The organism is Sphaerospermopsis sp. FACHB-1194 (genome assembly GCF_014696235.1).
Lineage (GTDB): Bacteria > Cyanobacteriota > Cyanobacteriia > Cyanobacteriales > Nostocaceae > Sphaerospermopsis > Sphaerospermopsis kisseleviana.
In genome coordinates this window covers 189,518-206,147 of the sequence record NZ_JACJPU010000003.1, presented here as the reverse complement: position 1 = coordinate 206,147, position 16,630 = coordinate 189,518, and the positions used below count along the sequence as shown (strand labels likewise).

Here is a 16,630-nt window from a genome sequence, read left to right as displayed (position 1 = left end):
AAAGATGTCAAAAATTAATTAGGAAGAAATTATCATGTACAACACAACTCAACCTGATCCAGTTCGTTTAGAAATATTCAAAAATCTCTATCAATTTATCGCCGAACAAATGGGAATTGTGCTGCAAAACACAGCAGCATCAGTTAATATTAAAGAACGGCTAGATTTTTCCTGTGCGATTTTTGATAGTTCTGGTTTATTAGTTGCTAATGCTCCTCATATTCCTGTACACTTAGGCTCAATGAGTGAAAGTGTCCGCAGTTTAATTAATGATGTTGGGGACACAATCAAACCAGGAAATGTTTATTTATCCAATAACCCTTATAACGGTGGAACACATTTACCTGATGTCACAGCTATTACTCCTGTATTTTTAGGAACTAACATAGGAAATAAAAACAATATTCTCAGTCCTATATTTTATGTTGCTTCACGTGGACATCAAGCGGATATTGGTGGTATTACTCCCGGTTCTATGCCTCCTCATAGTACCACAATTTTAGAAGAAGGAATTATTTTTGATAATTTTCTCTTAGTGCAAGAGGGAGAATTTCAAGAAACAGCAATCAGAAATTATTTGTTAAATCATCCCTATCCTAGTCGTAATCCTGACCAAAATATAGCAGATTTTAAAGCTCAAATTGCTGCTAATGAAAGGGGAGTACAAGAACTGCTAAAAATGGTTGAGCAATATGGACTAGAAACTGTTAAACTTTATATGCAGTTTGTTCAAGATAATGCAGAAGAATCTGTGAGAAGAGCAATTGATGTTTTAAAAGATGGGTCATTTATTTATGAAATGGATAGCGGTGCAAAAATTGAAGTTAATGTAAAAATCAACAGAGAAACCCGCAGTGCCAAGATTGATTTTACTGGAACATCTGCACAATTAAATAGTAATTTCAATGCCCCCAAAGCTGTAACTCAAGCGGCGGTTTTATATGTCTTTAGAACTTTGGTTGATGATAATATTCCCCTGAATGCTGGTTGTCTCAAACCTTTAGAAATTATTATCCCTCAAGGTTGTATGTTAAACCCAACTTATCCCGCAGCAGTAGTAGCAGGAAATGTAGAAACTTCCCAAACAATTGTTGATGCTTTATATGGTGCTTTGGGTGTGATGGCAGCTTCCCAAGGAACAATGAATAATTTTACTTTTGGTAATCAAAAATATCAATATTATGAAACTATTTGCGGTGGTTCTGGTGCAGGAATAAATTTTGATGGTACTGATGGGGTTCATACTCACATGACTAACTCCCGCTTAACTGATCCTGAAGTTTTAGAAACTCGTTATCCTGTGCAAGTGGAAAGTTTTGGTTTGCGTTCCCATAGTGGAGGGAAAGGAAAATATTGCGGGGGTGATGGGGTGATCCGTCGTATTAAATTTTTAGAACCGATGACTGCTAATATTCTCTCTGGCCATCGTCTGGTTCCTCCCTTCGGTTTAAATGGTGCTGAAGCGGGAAAAATAGGACGCAACTGGGTACAAAGACAAAATGGCACTGAGGAAATTTTAGGTAGTACCGCTACTGTAGAGATGCAACCAGGGGATATTTTTGTGATCGAAACTCCAGGAGGAGGAGGTTGTGGTTAAATGAAGCTACACAGGCAAAACCTGCCTACGCGGGTTATGTTTTCCACCAGTGTCAGTTCATAAACTGTCACTCTCTACACTGGCTATTTGGTGTCAAAAGAGATATTCTTATCTGATGCAAGGAGTGATACCACTTCACTCATGTTTGTTACAGGTTATCTTAACAGTGCTTTCCCTAATAGCAGTGTAGAAGATTTAATCGGTTGCATACGATGAAATGGTATAAAGTTATACGGGGGGTGCCTGAGTAAGCAAAAAGGACTCAGGCGCTTTTTCGTGTATAAAAAAAATGGTGATTTTTCTGGTATCAATTTGTTCGTTTGTAATGGTACTGGAAAAGATGGGAAAATACAGGGCAGGGTGCAAGGGGAGAAAAGTTAGAGTTTTCCTCTCTCTATCAATAGCGGATTAGCGGTTTTTGTGGTTAAATGATAGGTAGGAACAGAAATCACTGTGTCGTTGCTAAAGGCAGTGAAATATAGATGGATGCGGAGGATATTAAACGGCGCTATGCCGCTGGAGAGAGATATTTTCTATCTGCTCACTTGGTTGGAATCAAGTTGATTGATGCTTATTTACCGGGAATCAATTTGTGGGGAGCAGATTTAAGTGATGCTAATCTCGCTAAAGCTAAACTTTGGGGTGCAAATTTGAGTAGGGCAAATTTAGCTGATGCTAATTTGACTAGGGCTAATTTGTGTGGCGTTAATCTCTCTGAAGCTAATCTTCGGGGTGCGAGGCTGCACTATACTAAGTTATATGGTGCGAATTTGAAGGGCGCTTGTTATGATGACAGCACGCGCTTTTCTAAGGGTTTTGATCCCGTTAGTCATGGTATGCGGAAGTTGTGAAACTTTGGTTTTATTGTTGGTGATGGGGATAAATTGGGCGATCGCATTCTCTTGGATGATAGGAGGGCGATCGCACACAACTTTATTTTTATTATTGGGGTAAAACCTTCTTTTAGTGTCAGTTTTATGATCAATTAGTTAATGTCCTAACCAACCTATCCACCGATATAAAATTTTAACCCAAAATTCAGCAATTGAGCAATCCACTTTTGCAAGTTTCAATCCCTAATAAGGATTATTTAATGTTGCAATAATTTGTTCTAAGATTGTAATTGAAATACTGCCCACCCTAAAAGGGTAGAGATTCTGGGATCAACATTAGAAAGACAACAATGGCAGCTAAAGATAAGTTTCATACTGTGGTGAGAAGAGCTTTAGAAAAGGAGGAGTGGAAGATAACTGATGATCCCCTACGACTGGAAGTTGGCGGAACCAAGTTTGAAATTGATTTAGGTGCAGAGCAACTTTTGGCCGCAGAGCGGGGCAAAGAAAAAATTGCAGTTGAGATTAAAACTTTCCTGAGTGATTCGCCACTAACCGATTATCATGCCGCATTAGGGCAATTTTTGAATTATCGACTTGCTTTAGAAATCAGTGATCCAACTCGTATTCTCTATTTGGCAGTACCAATAGGTGTTTATGAATCTTTTTTTAAGCGGGAATTTGCCCAAATTTCAATAGAGAGATATCAGATTAAACAAATTATTTATGACCCAATTGAAGAGGTAATTTTACAATGGATACCATAGCATCTTATCGCAATATCATTCAGTCGTTGTTGACTGCTTATGCTGCCATCCCAATAGCCAATGGTAAGATTGATTGTTACACTGTTTTTGATACTAAACAAGATCATTACCAAGTCATGAATGTTGGATGGGATGGCCATCGGCGTGTCTATGGTTGTGTTTTACATTTGGATATTAAAGAGGGAAAAATCTGGATTGAGCAAAATATGACGGAAATGATGGTGGCTGAAGAACTTGTAGCGCGAGGAGTTGCAAAGGAAGATATTATTTTAGGTTTTCAAGCTCCTGAAATGCGGGAATATACAGACTATGGAGTTGCTTGATTGTATCTTCATCACAATTATTTCATGTTGCAACTTTGCAATTTTATAGATTGATTTTGGGTACTATCTCCAGTTTCAATCCCTAATAGGGATTATTTAATGTTGCAACTTGCCGATTTCTGCGCTAGTCAGGGGATAAATGGTTTCAATCCCTAATAGGGATTATTTAATGTTGCAACCCTAGCAACAGCAGATATAATTGCTCATGAAGGGGTTTCAATCCCTAATAGGGATTATTTAATGTTGCAACTAAACAGTTTTACGACTCAGTTCAAGCTAGTTTCAGTGTTTCAATCCCTAATAGGGATTATTTAATGTTGCAACCTGGTCACGCTGTGACAGAAACAGAATGGCAAGTCTGCGAAGCTTTAGTTTCAATCCCTAATAGGGATTATTTAATGTTGCAACTTTTGAGTGTTTTTGATTTTGTTCCTGATGAATCGTTTCAATCCCTAATAGGGATTATTTAATGTTGCAACCCAAGAAGTGGCTATTGCGTTAATGGTTCTCACTGGTAGAAGTTTCAATCCCTAATAGGGATTATTTAATGTTGCAACAAACTATGATTCTGATTGCTTTGTGAAGGATATAGTTTCAATCCCTAATAGGGATTATTTAATGTTGCAACGCTAACAATATCACCAAACTTATTAGCGGGTTCAATTGTTTCAATCCCTAATAGGGATTATTTAATGTTGCAACGTTCTCTTAATATTAAAAAGAATGGGAAGACAGGCGTTTCAATCCCTAATAGGGATTATTTAATGTTGCAACCTAAACAATATTTAAGAATTTGGGCTGCTAAGGAAAGCAGGTTTCAATCCCTAATAGGGATTATTTAATGTTGCAACAACTTAAGGGGTTAGTTTGGGGCGATCGCAATACAAGGGTTTCAATCCCTAATAGGGATTATTTAATGTTGCAACTTAATCCTATTATCCGGTTTGGTTGCTATTGATCGTTTCAATCCCTAATAGGGATTATTTAATGTTGCAACAACTTTAACTTTGCAGTTCCAGACCCGACTTGGGTTTCAATCCCTAATAGGGATTATTTAATGTTGCAACTTTATGGTAAAGTAAATTTATCAGCACTAGCTGAAAGTTTCAATCCCTAATAGGGATTATTTAATGTTGCAACATCCGGTCAAGCCTTCAGATCCTTATATTAAGGGGATAAATGTTTCAATCCCTAATAGGGATTATTTAATGTTGCAACTCCCGTCGTCCCAACCGTTCCAGTTGGGAGGATTGTTTCAATCCCTAATAGGGATTATTTAATGTTGCAACTTCTAAGCGGCACAGTATTGATATATTCCATCAATGTTTCAATCCCTAATAGGGATTATTTAATGTTGCAACATATCCCTACGTGATGACCTGCTAAGGATATGTGGTTTCAATCCCTAATAGGGATTATTTAATGTTGCAACTAAAAGCATCACTGAAGGATGCGGGTCACATGATGTTTCAATCCCTAATAGGGATTATTTAATGTTGCAACCACACGGTCCGAGCCTTTACCTCAACCCCAGTCCCAACCTGTTACGTTTCAATCCCTAATAGGGATTATTTAATGTTGCAACCTGGCAAGGGCTGGCAGATAAGATTAATTTAGCTGTTTCAATCCCTAATAGGGATTATTTAATGTTGCAACGAGAGATCAGCTATCTACTGAGCTAAATCTACCGTTTCAATCCCTAATAGGGATTATTTAATGTTGCAACACATCTATTCAGCAGATAGCGCCACAATAGATTTGTTTCAATCCCTAATAGGGATTATTTAATGTTGCAACAGCGGCATCCTGGAAGCCTAGATATATGTAATTTTCAAGATTCGGTTGCGCGGATGTTCTAATGATAGTCCATTTCAGGAATTGCGTCAAGAGGGAAAAACGTTGAAACCAAGACAGGGTAAGGTGCGCGGGTGGTTGTTCTACACAAATAACTCCCAATCCTTGCAGAGAGAGAGATCCAGGCATTTTTTTCAACACCTCAAAATTTACACCCACCCATCCGCGCATTTCGGGCTACAAACTAACCTTCCTCCGCTGCTGGTAAAGGAAAAACTTCCCCAGCCAAATAATCAGAAAAATGCTTCTGAAAATATAACCAAGAAGTCATATCTTCCCCTTCCATAAAAGCATTCGGCGCTTGCTTATACAAAGGCAAACGGTTATTAATTTCCGCTTGTAACAGTGGGGGTAACTCTGTAAAACCGCCCACCTTACCACCAATAGCACTATATATAAGTTGTCCTGGTTGTTCACCCATCTTCATCCAAGGCAACCATTGACCAATTCTATCCCAACTTAATTTTAATTCTGTAACGGAATTAAGTTCTGAGTTGAGCAAATCTGCACTCTTGACAGTAATTTTAAATAACTCAGCCGCTTGATAAGTTGGAGATGGACTGTAGGAAGCAAACTGGGGATCTTTTGCCAAAGGGTTGGGATAATGGGGAAACAGATCAAAGACAAAGGTAGTATTTTCACCTTCCACCTGTACAGGCAGTTTACCTTTAAACTTACCTTGTACGGGATTATTAGCTACGTGCATCACCGTCACAGTTTCCCCAGTCCAGGGATTTTCCCATTTTCGTAAAATTTCATCTGTTTCTGGGTTGAGGTAATAAGTCAGTTCCCTAGAAGTAAAATCCCAACGACCTTCCGCAGTGGGAATACACCGACTTACACTCATACCGATAATTTTAAATAAAAGTTGTCGCTTTTCCCCAGGGACAAAACTATAAATTTTACCTGTCCAAACTAAAAAAGTAGATTCATTAGCATCTAAGGAAGAACGAGTTTTCACCCATTGTTGGGCATCAACTTCTTGGATGTGGGCTACCATATTCTGTATATTTTCTCCTTATGATTATAGTAGGGACTGGGGACTGGTGATTGGGGACTGGTGACTGGTGACTGGTGACTGGGGAAGAAAATTTTAGATTTTATATTTTAGATTTTAGATTGGAGTTGACAAAAACAATCCAAAATTCAAAATTCAAAATCCAAAATCCAAAATACATAACTCCTGACTCCTGACTCCTGACTCCTGACCTAACTTTTTGCTACTAAAGTCCAGAAATAACCATCTGGGGCAACAAAAGAAAAACTCATTTCTCCAAATTCATTATTTACAATATTAGTAAATTTCTGTACATTACTTGCCCGAATTTTATCAAAATAATCGTGTATTCCTTGCACCCGATAAGTGTAAAGACACATTCCTAAACTTCCTGGTTGAGCAAATGTAAAACTTGATTCTAAGGGGATATTTTCTGGAAAGCGTACAATATAAAGTCTACCACTGCGAGCTTCCATTAAGTTGGTTTGAGAAGAACGGGGATCATCAAAAGCCGTAACTATAAACTTTTCCCCTGGATGGAGGTCAAAAAAATCTCGTCCTGCAAAAGAAGATTCATAGCTGGTTTCTATATCATCTCGCACACGCAACAAACCCAAAACTTCTTCATAAAACCGCAGGGTTTCTTTGCTGTCGTCTTGAACTACTAACCCCAAATGGGTAAACTGACTGGTGCTAAAAGGTGCATTGTGATTTATTTTGCCATAGTAGGGCATGACATAACCAAAGCGTTGAAATAACACCTGTCGCGTTAAGGGTTGCAGCAGTAGCATTTCTCTCACTCCCACTGCTGGATCAACAAAGGGACGGCTTTTGTGTTCTTTTTGATAAATGACTTCCCAGTAAGGGTAAGTATATCTAATTGTATGACCTGCGGCTCTGGCATTTTCCGCATGATTTAAAATCCCTAATAAATCAGCAGTTAAAGCCGTAGTCCAGCGATTACCCTTGATTTTCATGGAACTGATACCCAAACCTTGATTTATGGGATTTTCCCAAGTCATCAATCTGATTAAACCATGATCTGCATCTTGGTGATTAAGACGAATTGCTTTTAAAGAGGAGTTTACCCCATATAATTGATACGCTGTTTCTGCGTTTAATTCTCCCACTGATCCAATACGATAACCAAATTGTTGCCAATATTGAATTGCTAAAATCGGCTCTGAAACGCCAATACAAACTTCATAGATACCTTCAATTGTCGTGGTTTTTGCTTGAGTCATGGTTCAATCAATTTAGGTGTAAACTGTTAGTACATAGGCAAAGTCGGGAACAGTGGAAAGCCAGCCCGGAAAGCGAACTAAATGCGATCGCTTAAAAAGTTCACCAATCTTTGGGCTTTTCCTATGAAGTGTCAGCAGCGAGAGAATATCAAGTGCGGAAATTTCCCCAAAAGTAGACTCACACTTTTATACTATCTGAGAGATGTTCCCACATCTAAAACTGTAAACTTGATATAAATTAGATATAAATTAGGTATAAATTAGGTATAACCTAAATATACATTAGGTATAAATTAGATTTTTGATAGATTTTTGATAGATTTTTGATAGATTTTTGAAGAATAATTTACGCATTTTCCTCAAGGATGCTTTACTATATTGTATAAGTTATGTCAAATCATGAGCGATCGCTTACTACCTCTGATTCTGCTTTATTAAATCAAATAGTCTCTCAGGTCTGCCAAGCCATAATTACTATTCAACAACAGCAGCCAGAATTATTAATGGAAAAGTACAGAAAAGTCCAATGGCAAAAAACAGCTAATCAATCTGCTTTGAGTGCTAAATTTACAGAATTACTCAGTCAAACTCGCAGTAGGGAAGAACTAATAAATAAGCTACAACTATATTTAAAAGCTTTCCTAGTTCCCGCAGCTTTAAATGTACCAATCATATCAGAATTAATTGCTGAAATTAGAAATCACAATCCTGTTATATCTGATTTAAATAGCTGTTTAAATTCTACATTGTTTCCTGCTTTAGTACCAGTAGGAATAGGGGTTTTACTTTTAGATGCGGAAAATTTACAACTTAAGATCAATACAGAAAAATTTTTAGCAACTATTTGTCAATGTCCAATTCAAGTGAAAATTGCCTTTGCTAATTGGAGTAATCGGGGTAAACTAGATGTAGAATTACATGAACGTGGCTATGATTTGATTCATGTTCCTGCTGGTAGGGATAATGCAGATGGAAAAATGATTGCTTTTGGTTCTTCTATTCATGAACTTTATCCCAAAGCTAAAGAAGTGTTTGTTTGTTCATCTGATAAGGTAATGACGAATTTATGTAACAATTTACAGCAGCATGGGTTAACAGTATATCAAGTGAGTCAGCACGGGGAAAATATCAATATCTTCAATAATGCCACAGGTAAAACTATTATCCATAGCATTAAACCCTTACCAGAAATACCATCTATTGATCAATTTGTTCTGCAAGTTAAACATTTAATTAAAGAAGAACAAAAGCAAACAGCTAATTATTGGATTAAACTCTCTCAAATTTCTAAATTATATAAAACGAGATATCAAGTAAATATTAGTAATGTCATTGCTAAATATTTACCAGGTAAACGAGCGAGAGATATTTTTATTAGCTATCCAGCAGATTTTGTAATTCATCAAGTTGATGATGTAGGAGAATTATACATCACGCTTTTTGAACAACAACATTTTTCCCAAAAAGAAGATGTTAATCCAGCGAACAATCATAAAAATTATCAGATTCAAAATAACTCATTAGCTAATAATTTAACCACCAAATTAGATTTAGAAAAGGCTATAAAAAATATTTGGACAGAGTTAAGCAAAGAATCTAAAAATGAAAGTTTTGATATTAGTATTTTAGCCAGTAAATTTAAGCAAAAATATGGTAAACCGATTACTGAACAAATGAAAGAGTTACAAATAGGTGGTACATTTGCCAAGTTTTTACAATCTTGTAGTGATTTTCAAGTTCAACTCAAAGATAATAAATGGCAAGTAAGTAAACTTAATTCTCCCAGCCCTGCATCTGTGTTATCATCTGTTTCATCAACTAAGATCAATTCTGCTGCTGACTTAGAAAAAGCACTAAAAATGATTCTTACAGAGTTAACGAAAGCAGCAAACAACAACTATGTTGATATTGGGATTTTAGGAATTAAATTTCATCAACAATATGGTAAACCTATTACTAAGCAAATGAAAGAGTTACAGATTAATGGTAGTTTTATCAAATTTTTACAGTCTTGTAGTTCTTTCCAGATCCAGCAGAAAGGGAATAAATTTAAAATAGTACCATCAGCCACTATGACATCAGGATAAGTATATTAGACCTCTCCGAAAAAAATGTAGGGACAATTCATGAATTTTCCATACCAAGGTTTTCAAATTACGCATATTTAATTTTCGGAGATATCTAATAAGTTTTTGAATACTACTAGAACGTCGATTCAGTAATGCTAGGTAATCTGTTTTTACCTTGTAGGGGCGAAGCATTCGGACAGAATATCAATGGTTTCAGTGATAGGTTATCACCCGAATGCTTCGCCCTTACGATTAATGAATCGGTGTTCTAGAGGGTTTAGGCTTTTGTAAGGATGTATGCTAAAATAAAGCCAAGTTTAGTTGCTTTTTTCACAAATACTATTTATGGAGATTGAAAAAATGCTAAACAATCAATCTATTACCGAAATGACTTTACAAGATTTAGAATCATTGATTGATAGAATTGTTGATCAAAAAATTAATCAGATTAATGTTGCTAAAAACAACATGGAGAAAAATATTGTCGCATCATTGACAACTGATGCTGCTATAAGTGTCGGTGAAGAAATTTTAAAAGATTTTCATCCATTAGTTCAATCTGATGGTATTTTTAAAGACGATCCTTTCTTTGATGATTTTGTTGAAGAAATGGCTAAAAATCGCCGTGAATTAGATGGAGAAATAGGTGAAAATGACGAATAAAACTGATATTCTTGATTTTGAAAATCAAATGTCCACTAAACTAATCTCAAGTATAAAGGTGAAATTATGCAAATAGAGGATTATTTTGAATTTTTAGATCCAGACGATATCCGTATTAAGGGACATAGAATCGGTATTGATGATGTGATTGATTATTACTTGCAAGGGTTTACACCAGAACAAATTTTGGAAGATTTGCCATCACTGAATTTAGAAAAAATTCATGCTACTATTACATACTATCTCCATAATCGTGCGGAAATAGATGCTTATATGCTGCGGTTGGCTAGGTGGAGGGAACAGCGTTATCAAGAAGCTGCTGCTAATCCCTCTCCAATGATACAGCGTTTGAGAGCAATTAAAGCGCAACGAGAACAGGAACGACTTAATCTTGTATGAAGATCCGTTTCTTACTCGATGAAAATTTGTCACCAAAGCTAAAGTTTGCTGTCTTCCGTCTTAACCCAGCAATAGATATAGTTCGTGTGGGTGATCCAGATGCTCCCCCTCTAGGAACACTAGATCCAGAACTGCTGCGTTATCTGGAAGTATCTCAACGGTTATTGGTGACATACCAAAAGTTTTATGAATTTTTCCTAATACGAATGTATACTATAATAAAGCTCAGTTTAGTTAAACTATAGCTTAAAAGAAACTGAGATTACTACTGGAGGTAGATCAAAATGCTAAACCAGTCTATTACCGGAATGACTTTACAGGATTTAGAATCCTTAATTAATAGAATTGTTGATGAAAAAATTAATCAAATAAGTCTCGCTAAACATAACAAAATAGAACAGTCTGAACTTGTTAAAAACATACATATTTTTCAAGAAAACTTAAAGCAAAAATATGGTGAATTTTCTGATTTGACAGAATTATTGCGAGAAGATAGAGACAGATGAACACAGATAAAGTTGTCATTGATAGTAGTGTAGCCATTAAATGGTTTATTGCTCAAGATTATTCATTAGAGGCAAATAAAATTCTTGATGCTTATCAATCACAACAAATTACCTTGATTGCTCCAGACTTAATTTATGCAGAAATTGGTAATATTGTTTGGAAAATACAGCGATTTCAAGGTTTAACAAATCAGGACGCTGAGATGATAATTGATTTATTTCAACAAATACAATTAAAAGTATTCCGTGCCGATGAATTATTAAAAGATGCCTATCAGTTTGCACTGAATTATCAAAGAACTGTCTACGATAGTCTTTACCTAGCTTTAAGCATTAGAGAAAACTGTAAATTTATCACTGCTGATGCAAAATTGTACAATGCTATTTATCCAAAAATACAAAATATTCAACTGATCAAAGATTGGATTTAAGTATGAGCGATCGCACAAAGTTCTGCAATTCCTTGAGGATGGAAATATTTACTTGTATCAAGAGACATGAGACTATTTTTATAGTCTACAATTATGCTCGAATTAGAAAGTTGAATGAGAAAATCAGCACTTTTATCTCAACTTGGAGTGCGTCAGCGCTATAAACCGTAACCGCCACAGTTTGATAGTCTTGTCCCCACTCCCACTAGCCAGGGTTTGACCATCGGGGCTGTATGCTAGGGACAAAACCGAGCTAGAATGACCAGTGAGGGTTTGGAGTAGCTGACCTGTGAGCGGATTCCACAGTTTGATAGTCTTGTCCCCACTCCCACTAGCCAGGGTTTGACCATCGGGGCTGTATGCTAGGGAACTAACCGTCCAAGAATGACCAGTGAGGGTTTGCAGTAGCTGACCTGTGAGCGGATTCCACAGTTTGATAGTCTTATCATCACTCCCACTAGCCAGGATTTGACCATCGGGGTTGTATGCTAGGGAATAAACCCCGTTAGAATGACCAGTGAGGGTTTGGAGTAGCTCTCCTGTGCGCGGATTCCACAGTTTGATAGTGTTGTCGTGACTCCCACTAGCCAGGGTTTGACCATCGGGGCTGTATGCTAGGGAAACAACCGAGTTAGAATGACCAGTGAGGGTTTGCAGTAGCTGACCTGTGCGTGGATTCCACAGTTTGATAGTCTTGTCCCCACTCCCACTCCCACTAGCCAGGGTTTGACCATCAGGGCTGTATGTTAGGGAATAAACCGAGTAAGAATGACCAGAGAGGGTGTCGAGTAGCTCTCCTGTGCGCGGATTCCACAGTTTGATAGTCTTGTCCCAACTCCCACTAGCCAGGGTTTGACCATCGGGGCTGTATGCTACGGAGCTAACCCAGTTAGAATCACCAGAGAGGGTGTGGAGTAGCTCTCCTGTGAGCGGATTCCACAGTTTGATAGTCTTGTCCCCAGTCCCACTGGCCAGGGTTTGGCCATCGGGGCTGTATGCTACTGAACTAACCCCGCCAGAATGACCAGTGAGGGTTTGCTGTAATTGTGCTGTTTTTTCAATTGGGGAGGGAGTTACTGTTTCTTCTTTGACTGGAGGAGTTAATGTTTCTGCTTTAGGAATTGGTTTATCTGGATGATTTTTCAATAAATTTTGTCCAACCACGGACACAGCAACACCACCAAAAAATAAACCCGCAACTTGCAAAAAACCACGTCGGGAAGATTTTATTTTTAACGGTTGCGATGGTGATACTTGTGGATGCTGATAAGGTACTGTAGGCGGTATTTGAGGACGATTTAAATCTTGTAAGACTTCTTGGGCAGATTGATAACGCTGTTGATAATCTTTTTGTAATAATTTATCTAAAATTCTCCCCAAGTCAGAGTTTATAGGTTTTTGTAAATGACTACGCCAATTTTTCACCCATCCATAGCCATCTTCTTGCCACAGTTGCCAAGGATGAACTCCTGTGAATAAGTGAAAACAACTTGCACCCAAACTATATAAATCACTAGCAGGATATACTTTCCCATCCTGCATTTGTTCTAGGGAAGCATAACCAAAAGTACCAACTAATGTTCCTGTTATAACTGTTCCCTGGAGTTGTTTTGATGCCCCAAAATCAATTAATATTAATTTGCCATCACTACGACGACGCATAATATTTTCTGGTTTAATATCTCGATGAATTACGCCATACTCGTGAACTACCTCCAAGGTTGTTAATAAATCTTGTAATAAGGCGCGGATTTTTAATTCTGAGAATATTCCCTGGTTTTTTAATTCTTGTAATAAATTTGCACCGTCAATGAATTGTTGTACTAAATACAAACGGTTATCTTGTTCAAAATAAGCTAACAGAGTGGGAATTTGGGAATGTTCACCGAGTTTTTGTAGTTGCTGTGCTTCTTGTAAAAATAATTCCTTGGCTTTTTGGAAGGCGTTTGTACCAGTAATCTGCGGTGCAAATTGTTTAATTACGCACTGGGTGTTAAGTTTGTCAATGTCTTGTGCTAAATAGGTTTTGCCAAATCCCCCACTACCTAATGATTTAATCGGACGATAGCGATCTTTCAGTGTGACTATATCAACGTTGCAGTTAGGACAGAATTGGGTATGTTCGGGAACTGAGGGATTATGACACCCTGGGTTGAGACAACATATCTGATTCATGGCTATGTAGTGTTAGATACATTTATAATTAATATAATTAAGTATTTACAATGTAGCACAAATTGGTAATATTGTTTGGGGAAATTTGAATAATACGATTTGACCTGTTATTGCCATTTTTCTATAAGATCCGCTTCTGTGTATTTTGGGAGATAATCATTTTCTAAACCCCTCATAGTCCGTTCAAGTTTCTGTATTATTCCTATATGATAACAAGGGGTTATAAAGTGTTGGTTTGCGATCGCTAATGTAATTTTATTATGATTATCAGTTCCCCCGGTCATCGCTATAATTTCCCCATCCCGATATTCAGTAGACTAATAATGCTTTATTTGAAACAGAAACATGGTGTATAGCAATCTTAAATAACCTTTTTCTAAGTTAAAATTTAAGACTGAATAATGCTTTTAATGGCATTGATAAAGTGAAAAAAACTTAGAGAGCGTGTATTTTCCAGATTTAAATAAGGTGCTATCATTCGTGAACCGTTTATTTTTTGGTATTCAGGTACAAGTGATTTTAGTTCTTTTGATGGACTTTCAAGATTATCAGGATTTCTGAATTTCTTTTTAGTTTGCAAAACAGAAAGATTGGTTTTATTATAAGCCTTTTCTACCGCTTCTAAATCAGCAATATACCAGCTTTCAAGTTCACGACAAGCAATACGCACAATAAATTGAAATTTATTTGCATCTTTACATTTTTGTTGCAGATTTGTTTTAATAACTTGACAATCTCCAGAATCTTGATCACGCAAAATTATAAATTTTGCATGAGGATTGTTATATCCTTGAAGTTTTCGTATTATCTGCTTTTCCATATCTTGTTTACCTTCAAAAACAATATAGCGAACAACTATATCTGTTTCTAATATTATCTTAGATAAAATACCTTCAATCATTGCTTTTGCAGATGGTTCTTCTAGCAAGAAAACAAGTTCTATCATAGTGGGTCTGCTCCCTCAAAAAAACCCTGTCTCCATAAATAACCAAGTTGATCACCTTGATTCATGTAAGTTGTAATTTGTTCATCATCACTCGCTCGTTTAACTACTGTATAACCTCTTTCTTTTTGTAGCCAAAAGACCTCTTCTAGTTCGCAACCATTTAAAAAATCAGGGGAATGAGTGGAGACAAAAACTTGACCTCCCTTACGTGCATATTCTCGAAATTCTTCTGCAAGTTCATATAAAAGCTTAGGGTAAAGTTGATTTTCTGGTTCTTCTACACATAACAAAGGATGAGGTTTAGGATCATATAAAAGCACCAAATAAGCAAACATTTTGATAGTTCCATCAGAAACATATCTTGCTAAAAAAGGATCATGAAAATCACCATCTTTAAACCTTAATAATACTCTTCCTTCCTCAGTAATTTTTGCATCAACTTGACTAATACCAGGAACTCTTTGTTTTAACTTTTCCAGAATTTTTTGGAAAATAACAGGATGTCTTTTATAGAGAAATTCTGTCACCATTGCTAAGTTTTCGCCCTCTTTGGAAAGATGTTCTGCATAACTAGATTCCCGTTCTAGTCGCGCTTGTTGGATATGAAAATCAGAAATATGCCAATTTTCAAGTAAATCACCAATTGCTTTACTTGCAGGGAATTTTTCAAATTGTGCTAAACCTTTTAAAGCCAGAATATCTGGAGATTTTAACTCGTGGTCTTCTCGTTTTAATTCTTTTTCATCTATAATCTGATCAGGTTCATTAATAACAGCTTGTCCTTTACCTTTAGAAAAATCAATAAACCTCCAAGGTTGACCTTTACTACCTCTTCGGTATTGAAGAATCTCTCTTTCTATGATAGGACGACCATCTTCTTCATTGATTTTCAAAGAATAAGTAATTAAGGGTGATTTATCAGCTAGACGAAATTTTAATTCAATTTCTATTGGTCCGGTTGAATTGCGGCTTCTTACTTCCTGAAATCCTCGACCTCCTCCTAATTTCGTGAGAGCAACATGAACATTATCGGTTAAAGCATCTTTGAGAAAACTGAACACATTAAAAAGTGTTGTTTTACCAGTACCATTTGCACCGACAAAAACGCACATCTTGGGAATTTTTTTAATTTCCACATTTTTGAAAGCTTTAAAGTTTTTTAAATGGATACTTTCGATTTTCATGACTCACCATTAAAAGATTTTTTTGAATAGCAATTTGTGTCAATAGCATAATTTATTCTTGATCTTCAAAGTTAACATCTTGATAAATATCAATTAAACTAATTTCAATATCAAGATGTTTTAACTTAAAAATATCATTTTCCGATTTATATTCTCTAAAAATCCATTCACCCTCATTAGTTTTGCTATAGTGCATGACTTGATATTGATTTTGTTCCAATAAAACATATTCTTTAAATTGGGGAATAGAACGATAAAAAGTAAATTTCTCACCTTGATCATAGTTTCTTGTAGACTTAGATAAAACCTCAACAATTAATAAAGGATTAGTCACTGTAGTATTATTTTTACCTGTATAAGTAGCTTGTCCATCAGTTACAATTACATCAGGATAAGTATATTCTTTAAATTGTGGTATCCATAAACGCATATCTGCCATAAAAACTTCATATTTTTTGCGCCGGAGTGTATATAATAAAATAGCAGCAATAGCTAATGTAATTTTATTATGATTACCAGTTCCACCAGTCATGGGTATAATTTCTCCATTGCGATATTCGCTTTTATAAAGTGCTTTTTCCTCTAATTCTAAATATTCTTCAGGGGTGTAAGTATGTATGCGGGTTTGTACTTCCATATTTT

The 16,630-nt window shown here is 36.3% G+C and carries 16 protein-coding genes, 1 pseudogene and 1 CRISPR repeat array; of the genes and pseudogenes, 11 read left to right on the top strand and 6 right to left on the bottom strand.

The window, feature by feature from the left end; translation table 11 throughout:
* The first annotated feature begins 34 nt into the window (after positions 1-34).
* The 5 genes and pseudogenes from H6F45_RS03405 to H6F45_RS03390 all read left to right on the top strand — a co-directional run.
* Positions 35-1,597, top strand: a complete 1,563-nt coding sequence (locus H6F45_RS03405; protein WP_190346452.1) for a hydantoinase B/oxoprolinase family protein — start codon at positions 35-37, stop codon at positions 1,595-1,597.
* A 482-nt stretch (positions 1,598-2,079) separates the two neighbouring features.
* Positions 2,080-2,448 carry a pentapeptide repeat-containing protein gene (locus H6F45_RS03400; RefSeq protein ID WP_096565005.1) on the top strand — a complete coding sequence of 123 codons (369 nt, stop codon included), beginning with the start codon at positions 2,080-2,082 and terminating at the stop codon, positions 2,446-2,448.
* Complete coding sequence (locus H6F45_RS26870; RefSeq protein ID WP_265586260.1) at positions 2,429-2,551, top strand: hypothetical protein; 123 nt, start codon at positions 2,429-2,431, stop codon at positions 2,549-2,551. The genes H6F45_RS03400 and H6F45_RS26870 overlap by 20 nt, the downstream gene beginning before the upstream one ends.
* Positions 2,552-2,780: 229 nt before the next feature.
* The gene (locus tag H6F45_RS03395; RefSeq protein ID WP_137666372.1) at positions 2,781-3,197 is read left to right on the top strand and encodes a XisH family protein; all 417 of its coding nucleotides are present in this window, start codon (positions 2,781-2,783) and stop codon (positions 3,195-3,197) included.
* Positions 3,185-3,517: pseudogene (locus tag H6F45_RS03390) on the top strand (XisI protein); the annotation flags it as partial. The gene H6F45_RS03395 and the pseudogene H6F45_RS03390, both read left to right, overlap by 13 nt.
* A CRISPR array of direct repeats spans positions 3,518-5,317; the repeat unit is 37 nt; unit sequence GTTTCAATCCCTAATAGGGATTATTTAATGTTGCAAC.
* Between the two features lie 241 nt (positions 5,318-5,558).
* On the opposite strand, the gene H6F45_RS03385 reads toward H6F45_RS03390, so the two are convergent.
* The gene (locus tag H6F45_RS03385) at positions 5,559-6,374 is read right to left on the bottom strand and encodes a DUF1838 domain-containing protein (protein WP_190346451.1); all 816 of its coding nucleotides are present in this window, start codon (positions 6,372-6,374) and stop codon (positions 5,559-5,561) included.
* 209 nt (positions 6,375-6,583) lie between these two features.
* The gene (locus H6F45_RS03380) at positions 6,584-7,615 is read right to left on the bottom strand and encodes a VOC family protein (protein WP_190346450.1); all 1,032 of its coding nucleotides are present in this window, start codon (positions 7,613-7,615) and stop codon (positions 6,584-6,586) included.
* A gap of 389 nt (positions 7,616-8,004) precedes the next feature.
* On the opposite strand from H6F45_RS03380, the gene H6F45_RS03375 reads away from it, so the two are divergent.
* The 6 genes from H6F45_RS03375 to H6F45_RS03350 all read left to right on the top strand — a co-directional run bounded on the left by H6F45_RS03375 (position 8,005) and on the right by H6F45_RS03350 (position 11,683).
* Positions 8,005-9,702, top strand: a complete 1,698-nt coding sequence (locus tag H6F45_RS03375; protein ID WP_190346449.1) for an NYN domain-containing protein — start codon at positions 8,005-8,007, stop codon at positions 9,700-9,702.
* A 327-nt stretch (positions 9,703-10,029) separates the two neighbouring features.
* Positions 10,030-10,347, top strand: coding sequence for a hypothetical protein (locus tag H6F45_RS03370; protein ID WP_096565013.1), 318 nt, complete (start codon positions 10,030-10,032; stop codon positions 10,345-10,347).
* A 66-nt stretch (positions 10,348-10,413) separates the two neighbouring features.
* The gene (locus H6F45_RS03365) at positions 10,414-10,746 is read left to right on the top strand and encodes a DUF433 domain-containing protein (protein ID WP_190346448.1); all 333 of its coding nucleotides are present in this window, start codon (positions 10,414-10,416) and stop codon (positions 10,744-10,746) included.
* Entirely contained in the window at positions 10,743-10,991 is a 249-nt protein-coding gene (locus tag H6F45_RS03360; protein WP_190346447.1) for a DUF5615 family PIN-like protein, read from the top strand. The genes H6F45_RS03365 and H6F45_RS03360 overlap by 4 nt, the downstream gene beginning before the upstream one ends.
* 39 nt (positions 10,992-11,030) lie before the next feature.
* The gene (locus H6F45_RS03355) at positions 11,031-11,252 is read left to right on the top strand and encodes a hypothetical protein (protein WP_190346446.1); all 222 of its coding nucleotides are present in this window, start codon (positions 11,031-11,033) and stop codon (positions 11,250-11,252) included.
* Positions 11,249-11,683: a type II toxin-antitoxin system VapC family toxin gene (locus H6F45_RS03350; protein ID WP_190346445.1), complete on the top strand. Its 435-nt coding sequence runs from the start codon at positions 11,249-11,251 to the stop codon at positions 11,681-11,683. Before H6F45_RS03355 ends, H6F45_RS03350 begins: the two co-directional genes overlap by 4 nt.
* 132 nt (positions 11,684-11,815) lie before the next feature.
* Here H6F45_RS03350 and H6F45_RS03345 read toward each other — a convergent pair whose 3' ends face one another.
* The 4 genes from H6F45_RS03345 to H6F45_RS03330 all read right to left on the bottom strand — a co-directional run bounded on the left by H6F45_RS03345 (position 11,816) and on the right by H6F45_RS03330 (position 16,625).
* A complete protein-coding gene (locus H6F45_RS03345; protein ID WP_190346444.1) occupies positions 11,816-13,858 on the bottom strand; it encodes a serine/threonine-protein kinase in 2,043 nt (680 codons plus the stop codon).
* A 388-nt stretch (positions 13,859-14,246) separates the two neighbouring features.
* On the bottom strand, positions 14,247-14,804 hold the full coding sequence (locus H6F45_RS03340; protein WP_190346443.1) for a DUF4276 family protein: 558 nt from the start codon (positions 14,802-14,804) through the stop codon (positions 14,247-14,249).
* The gene (locus tag H6F45_RS03335) at positions 14,801-15,988 is read right to left on the bottom strand and encodes an AAA family ATPase (RefSeq protein WP_190346442.1); all 1,188 of its coding nucleotides are present in this window, start codon (positions 15,986-15,988) and stop codon (positions 14,801-14,803) included. The genes H6F45_RS03340 and H6F45_RS03335 overlap by 4 nt, the downstream gene beginning before the upstream one ends.
* A 52-nt stretch (positions 15,989-16,040) precedes the next feature.
* Positions 16,041-16,625 carry a Uma2 family endonuclease gene (locus H6F45_RS03330; RefSeq protein ID WP_190346441.1) on the bottom strand — a complete coding sequence of 195 codons (585 nt, stop codon included), beginning with the start codon at positions 16,623-16,625 and terminating at the stop codon, positions 16,041-16,043.
* Between the last annotated feature and the right edge of the window lie 5 nt (positions 16,626-16,630).

What these genes read in the sequence shown, in the direction of transcription:
- H6F45_RS03365 (WP_190346448.1), top strand. Translation starts at nt 10,414, where the DNA reads ATGCAAATAGAGGATTATTTTGAATTTTTAGATCCAGACGATATCCGT.
- H6F45_RS03355 (WP_190346446.1), top strand. Translation starts at nt 11,031, where the DNA reads ATGCTAAACCAGTCTATTACCGGAATGACTTTACAGGATTTAGAATCC.
- H6F45_RS03340 (WP_190346443.1), bottom strand. Translation starts at nt 14,804, where the DNA reads ATGATAGAACTTGTTTTCTTGCTAGAAGAACCATCTGCAAAAGCAATG.
- H6F45_RS03375 (WP_190346449.1), top strand. Translation starts at nt 8,005, where the DNA reads ATGTCAAATCATGAGCGATCGCTTACTACCTCTGATTCTGCTTTATTA.
- H6F45_RS03330 (WP_190346441.1), bottom strand. Translation starts at nt 16,625, where the DNA reads ATGGAAGTACAAACCCGCATACATACTTACACCCCTGAAGAATATTTA.
- H6F45_RS03400 (WP_096565005.1), top strand. Translation starts at nt 2,080, where the DNA reads ATGGATGCGGAGGATATTAAACGGCGCTATGCCGCTGGAGAGAGATAT.
- H6F45_RS03335 (WP_190346442.1), bottom strand. Translation starts at nt 15,988, where the DNA reads ATGAAAATCGAAAGTATCCATTTAAAAAACTTTAAAGCTTTCAAAAAT.
- H6F45_RS03370 (WP_096565013.1), top strand. Translation starts at nt 10,030, where the DNA reads ATGGAGATTGAAAAAATGCTAAACAATCAATCTATTACCGAAATGACT.
- H6F45_RS03360 (WP_190346447.1), top strand. Translation starts at nt 10,743, where the DNA reads ATGAAGATCCGTTTCTTACTCGATGAAAATTTGTCACCAAAGCTAAAG.
- H6F45_RS26870 (WP_265586260.1), top strand. Translation starts at nt 2,429, where the DNA reads ATGGTATGCGGAAGTTGTGAAACTTTGGTTTTATTGTTGGTGATGGGG.
- H6F45_RS03345 (WP_190346444.1), bottom strand. Translation starts at nt 13,858, where the DNA reads ATGAATCAGATATGTTGTCTCAACCCAGGGTGTCATAATCCCTCAGTT.
- H6F45_RS03385 (WP_190346451.1), bottom strand. Translation starts at nt 6,374, where the DNA reads ATGGTAGCCCACATCCAAGAAGTTGATGCCCAACAATGGGTGAAAACT.
- H6F45_RS03350 (WP_190346445.1), top strand. Translation starts at nt 11,249, where the DNA reads ATGAACACAGATAAAGTTGTCATTGATAGTAGTGTAGCCATTAAATGG.
- H6F45_RS03380 (WP_190346450.1), bottom strand. Translation starts at nt 7,615, where the DNA reads ATGACTCAAGCAAAAACCACGACAATTGAAGGTATCTATGAAGTTTGT.
- H6F45_RS03395 (WP_137666372.1), top strand. Translation starts at nt 2,781, where the DNA reads ATGGCAGCTAAAGATAAGTTTCATACTGTGGTGAGAAGAGCTTTAGAA.
- H6F45_RS03405 (WP_190346452.1), top strand. Translation starts at nt 35, where the DNA reads ATGTACAACACAACTCAACCTGATCCAGTTCGTTTAGAAATATTCAAA.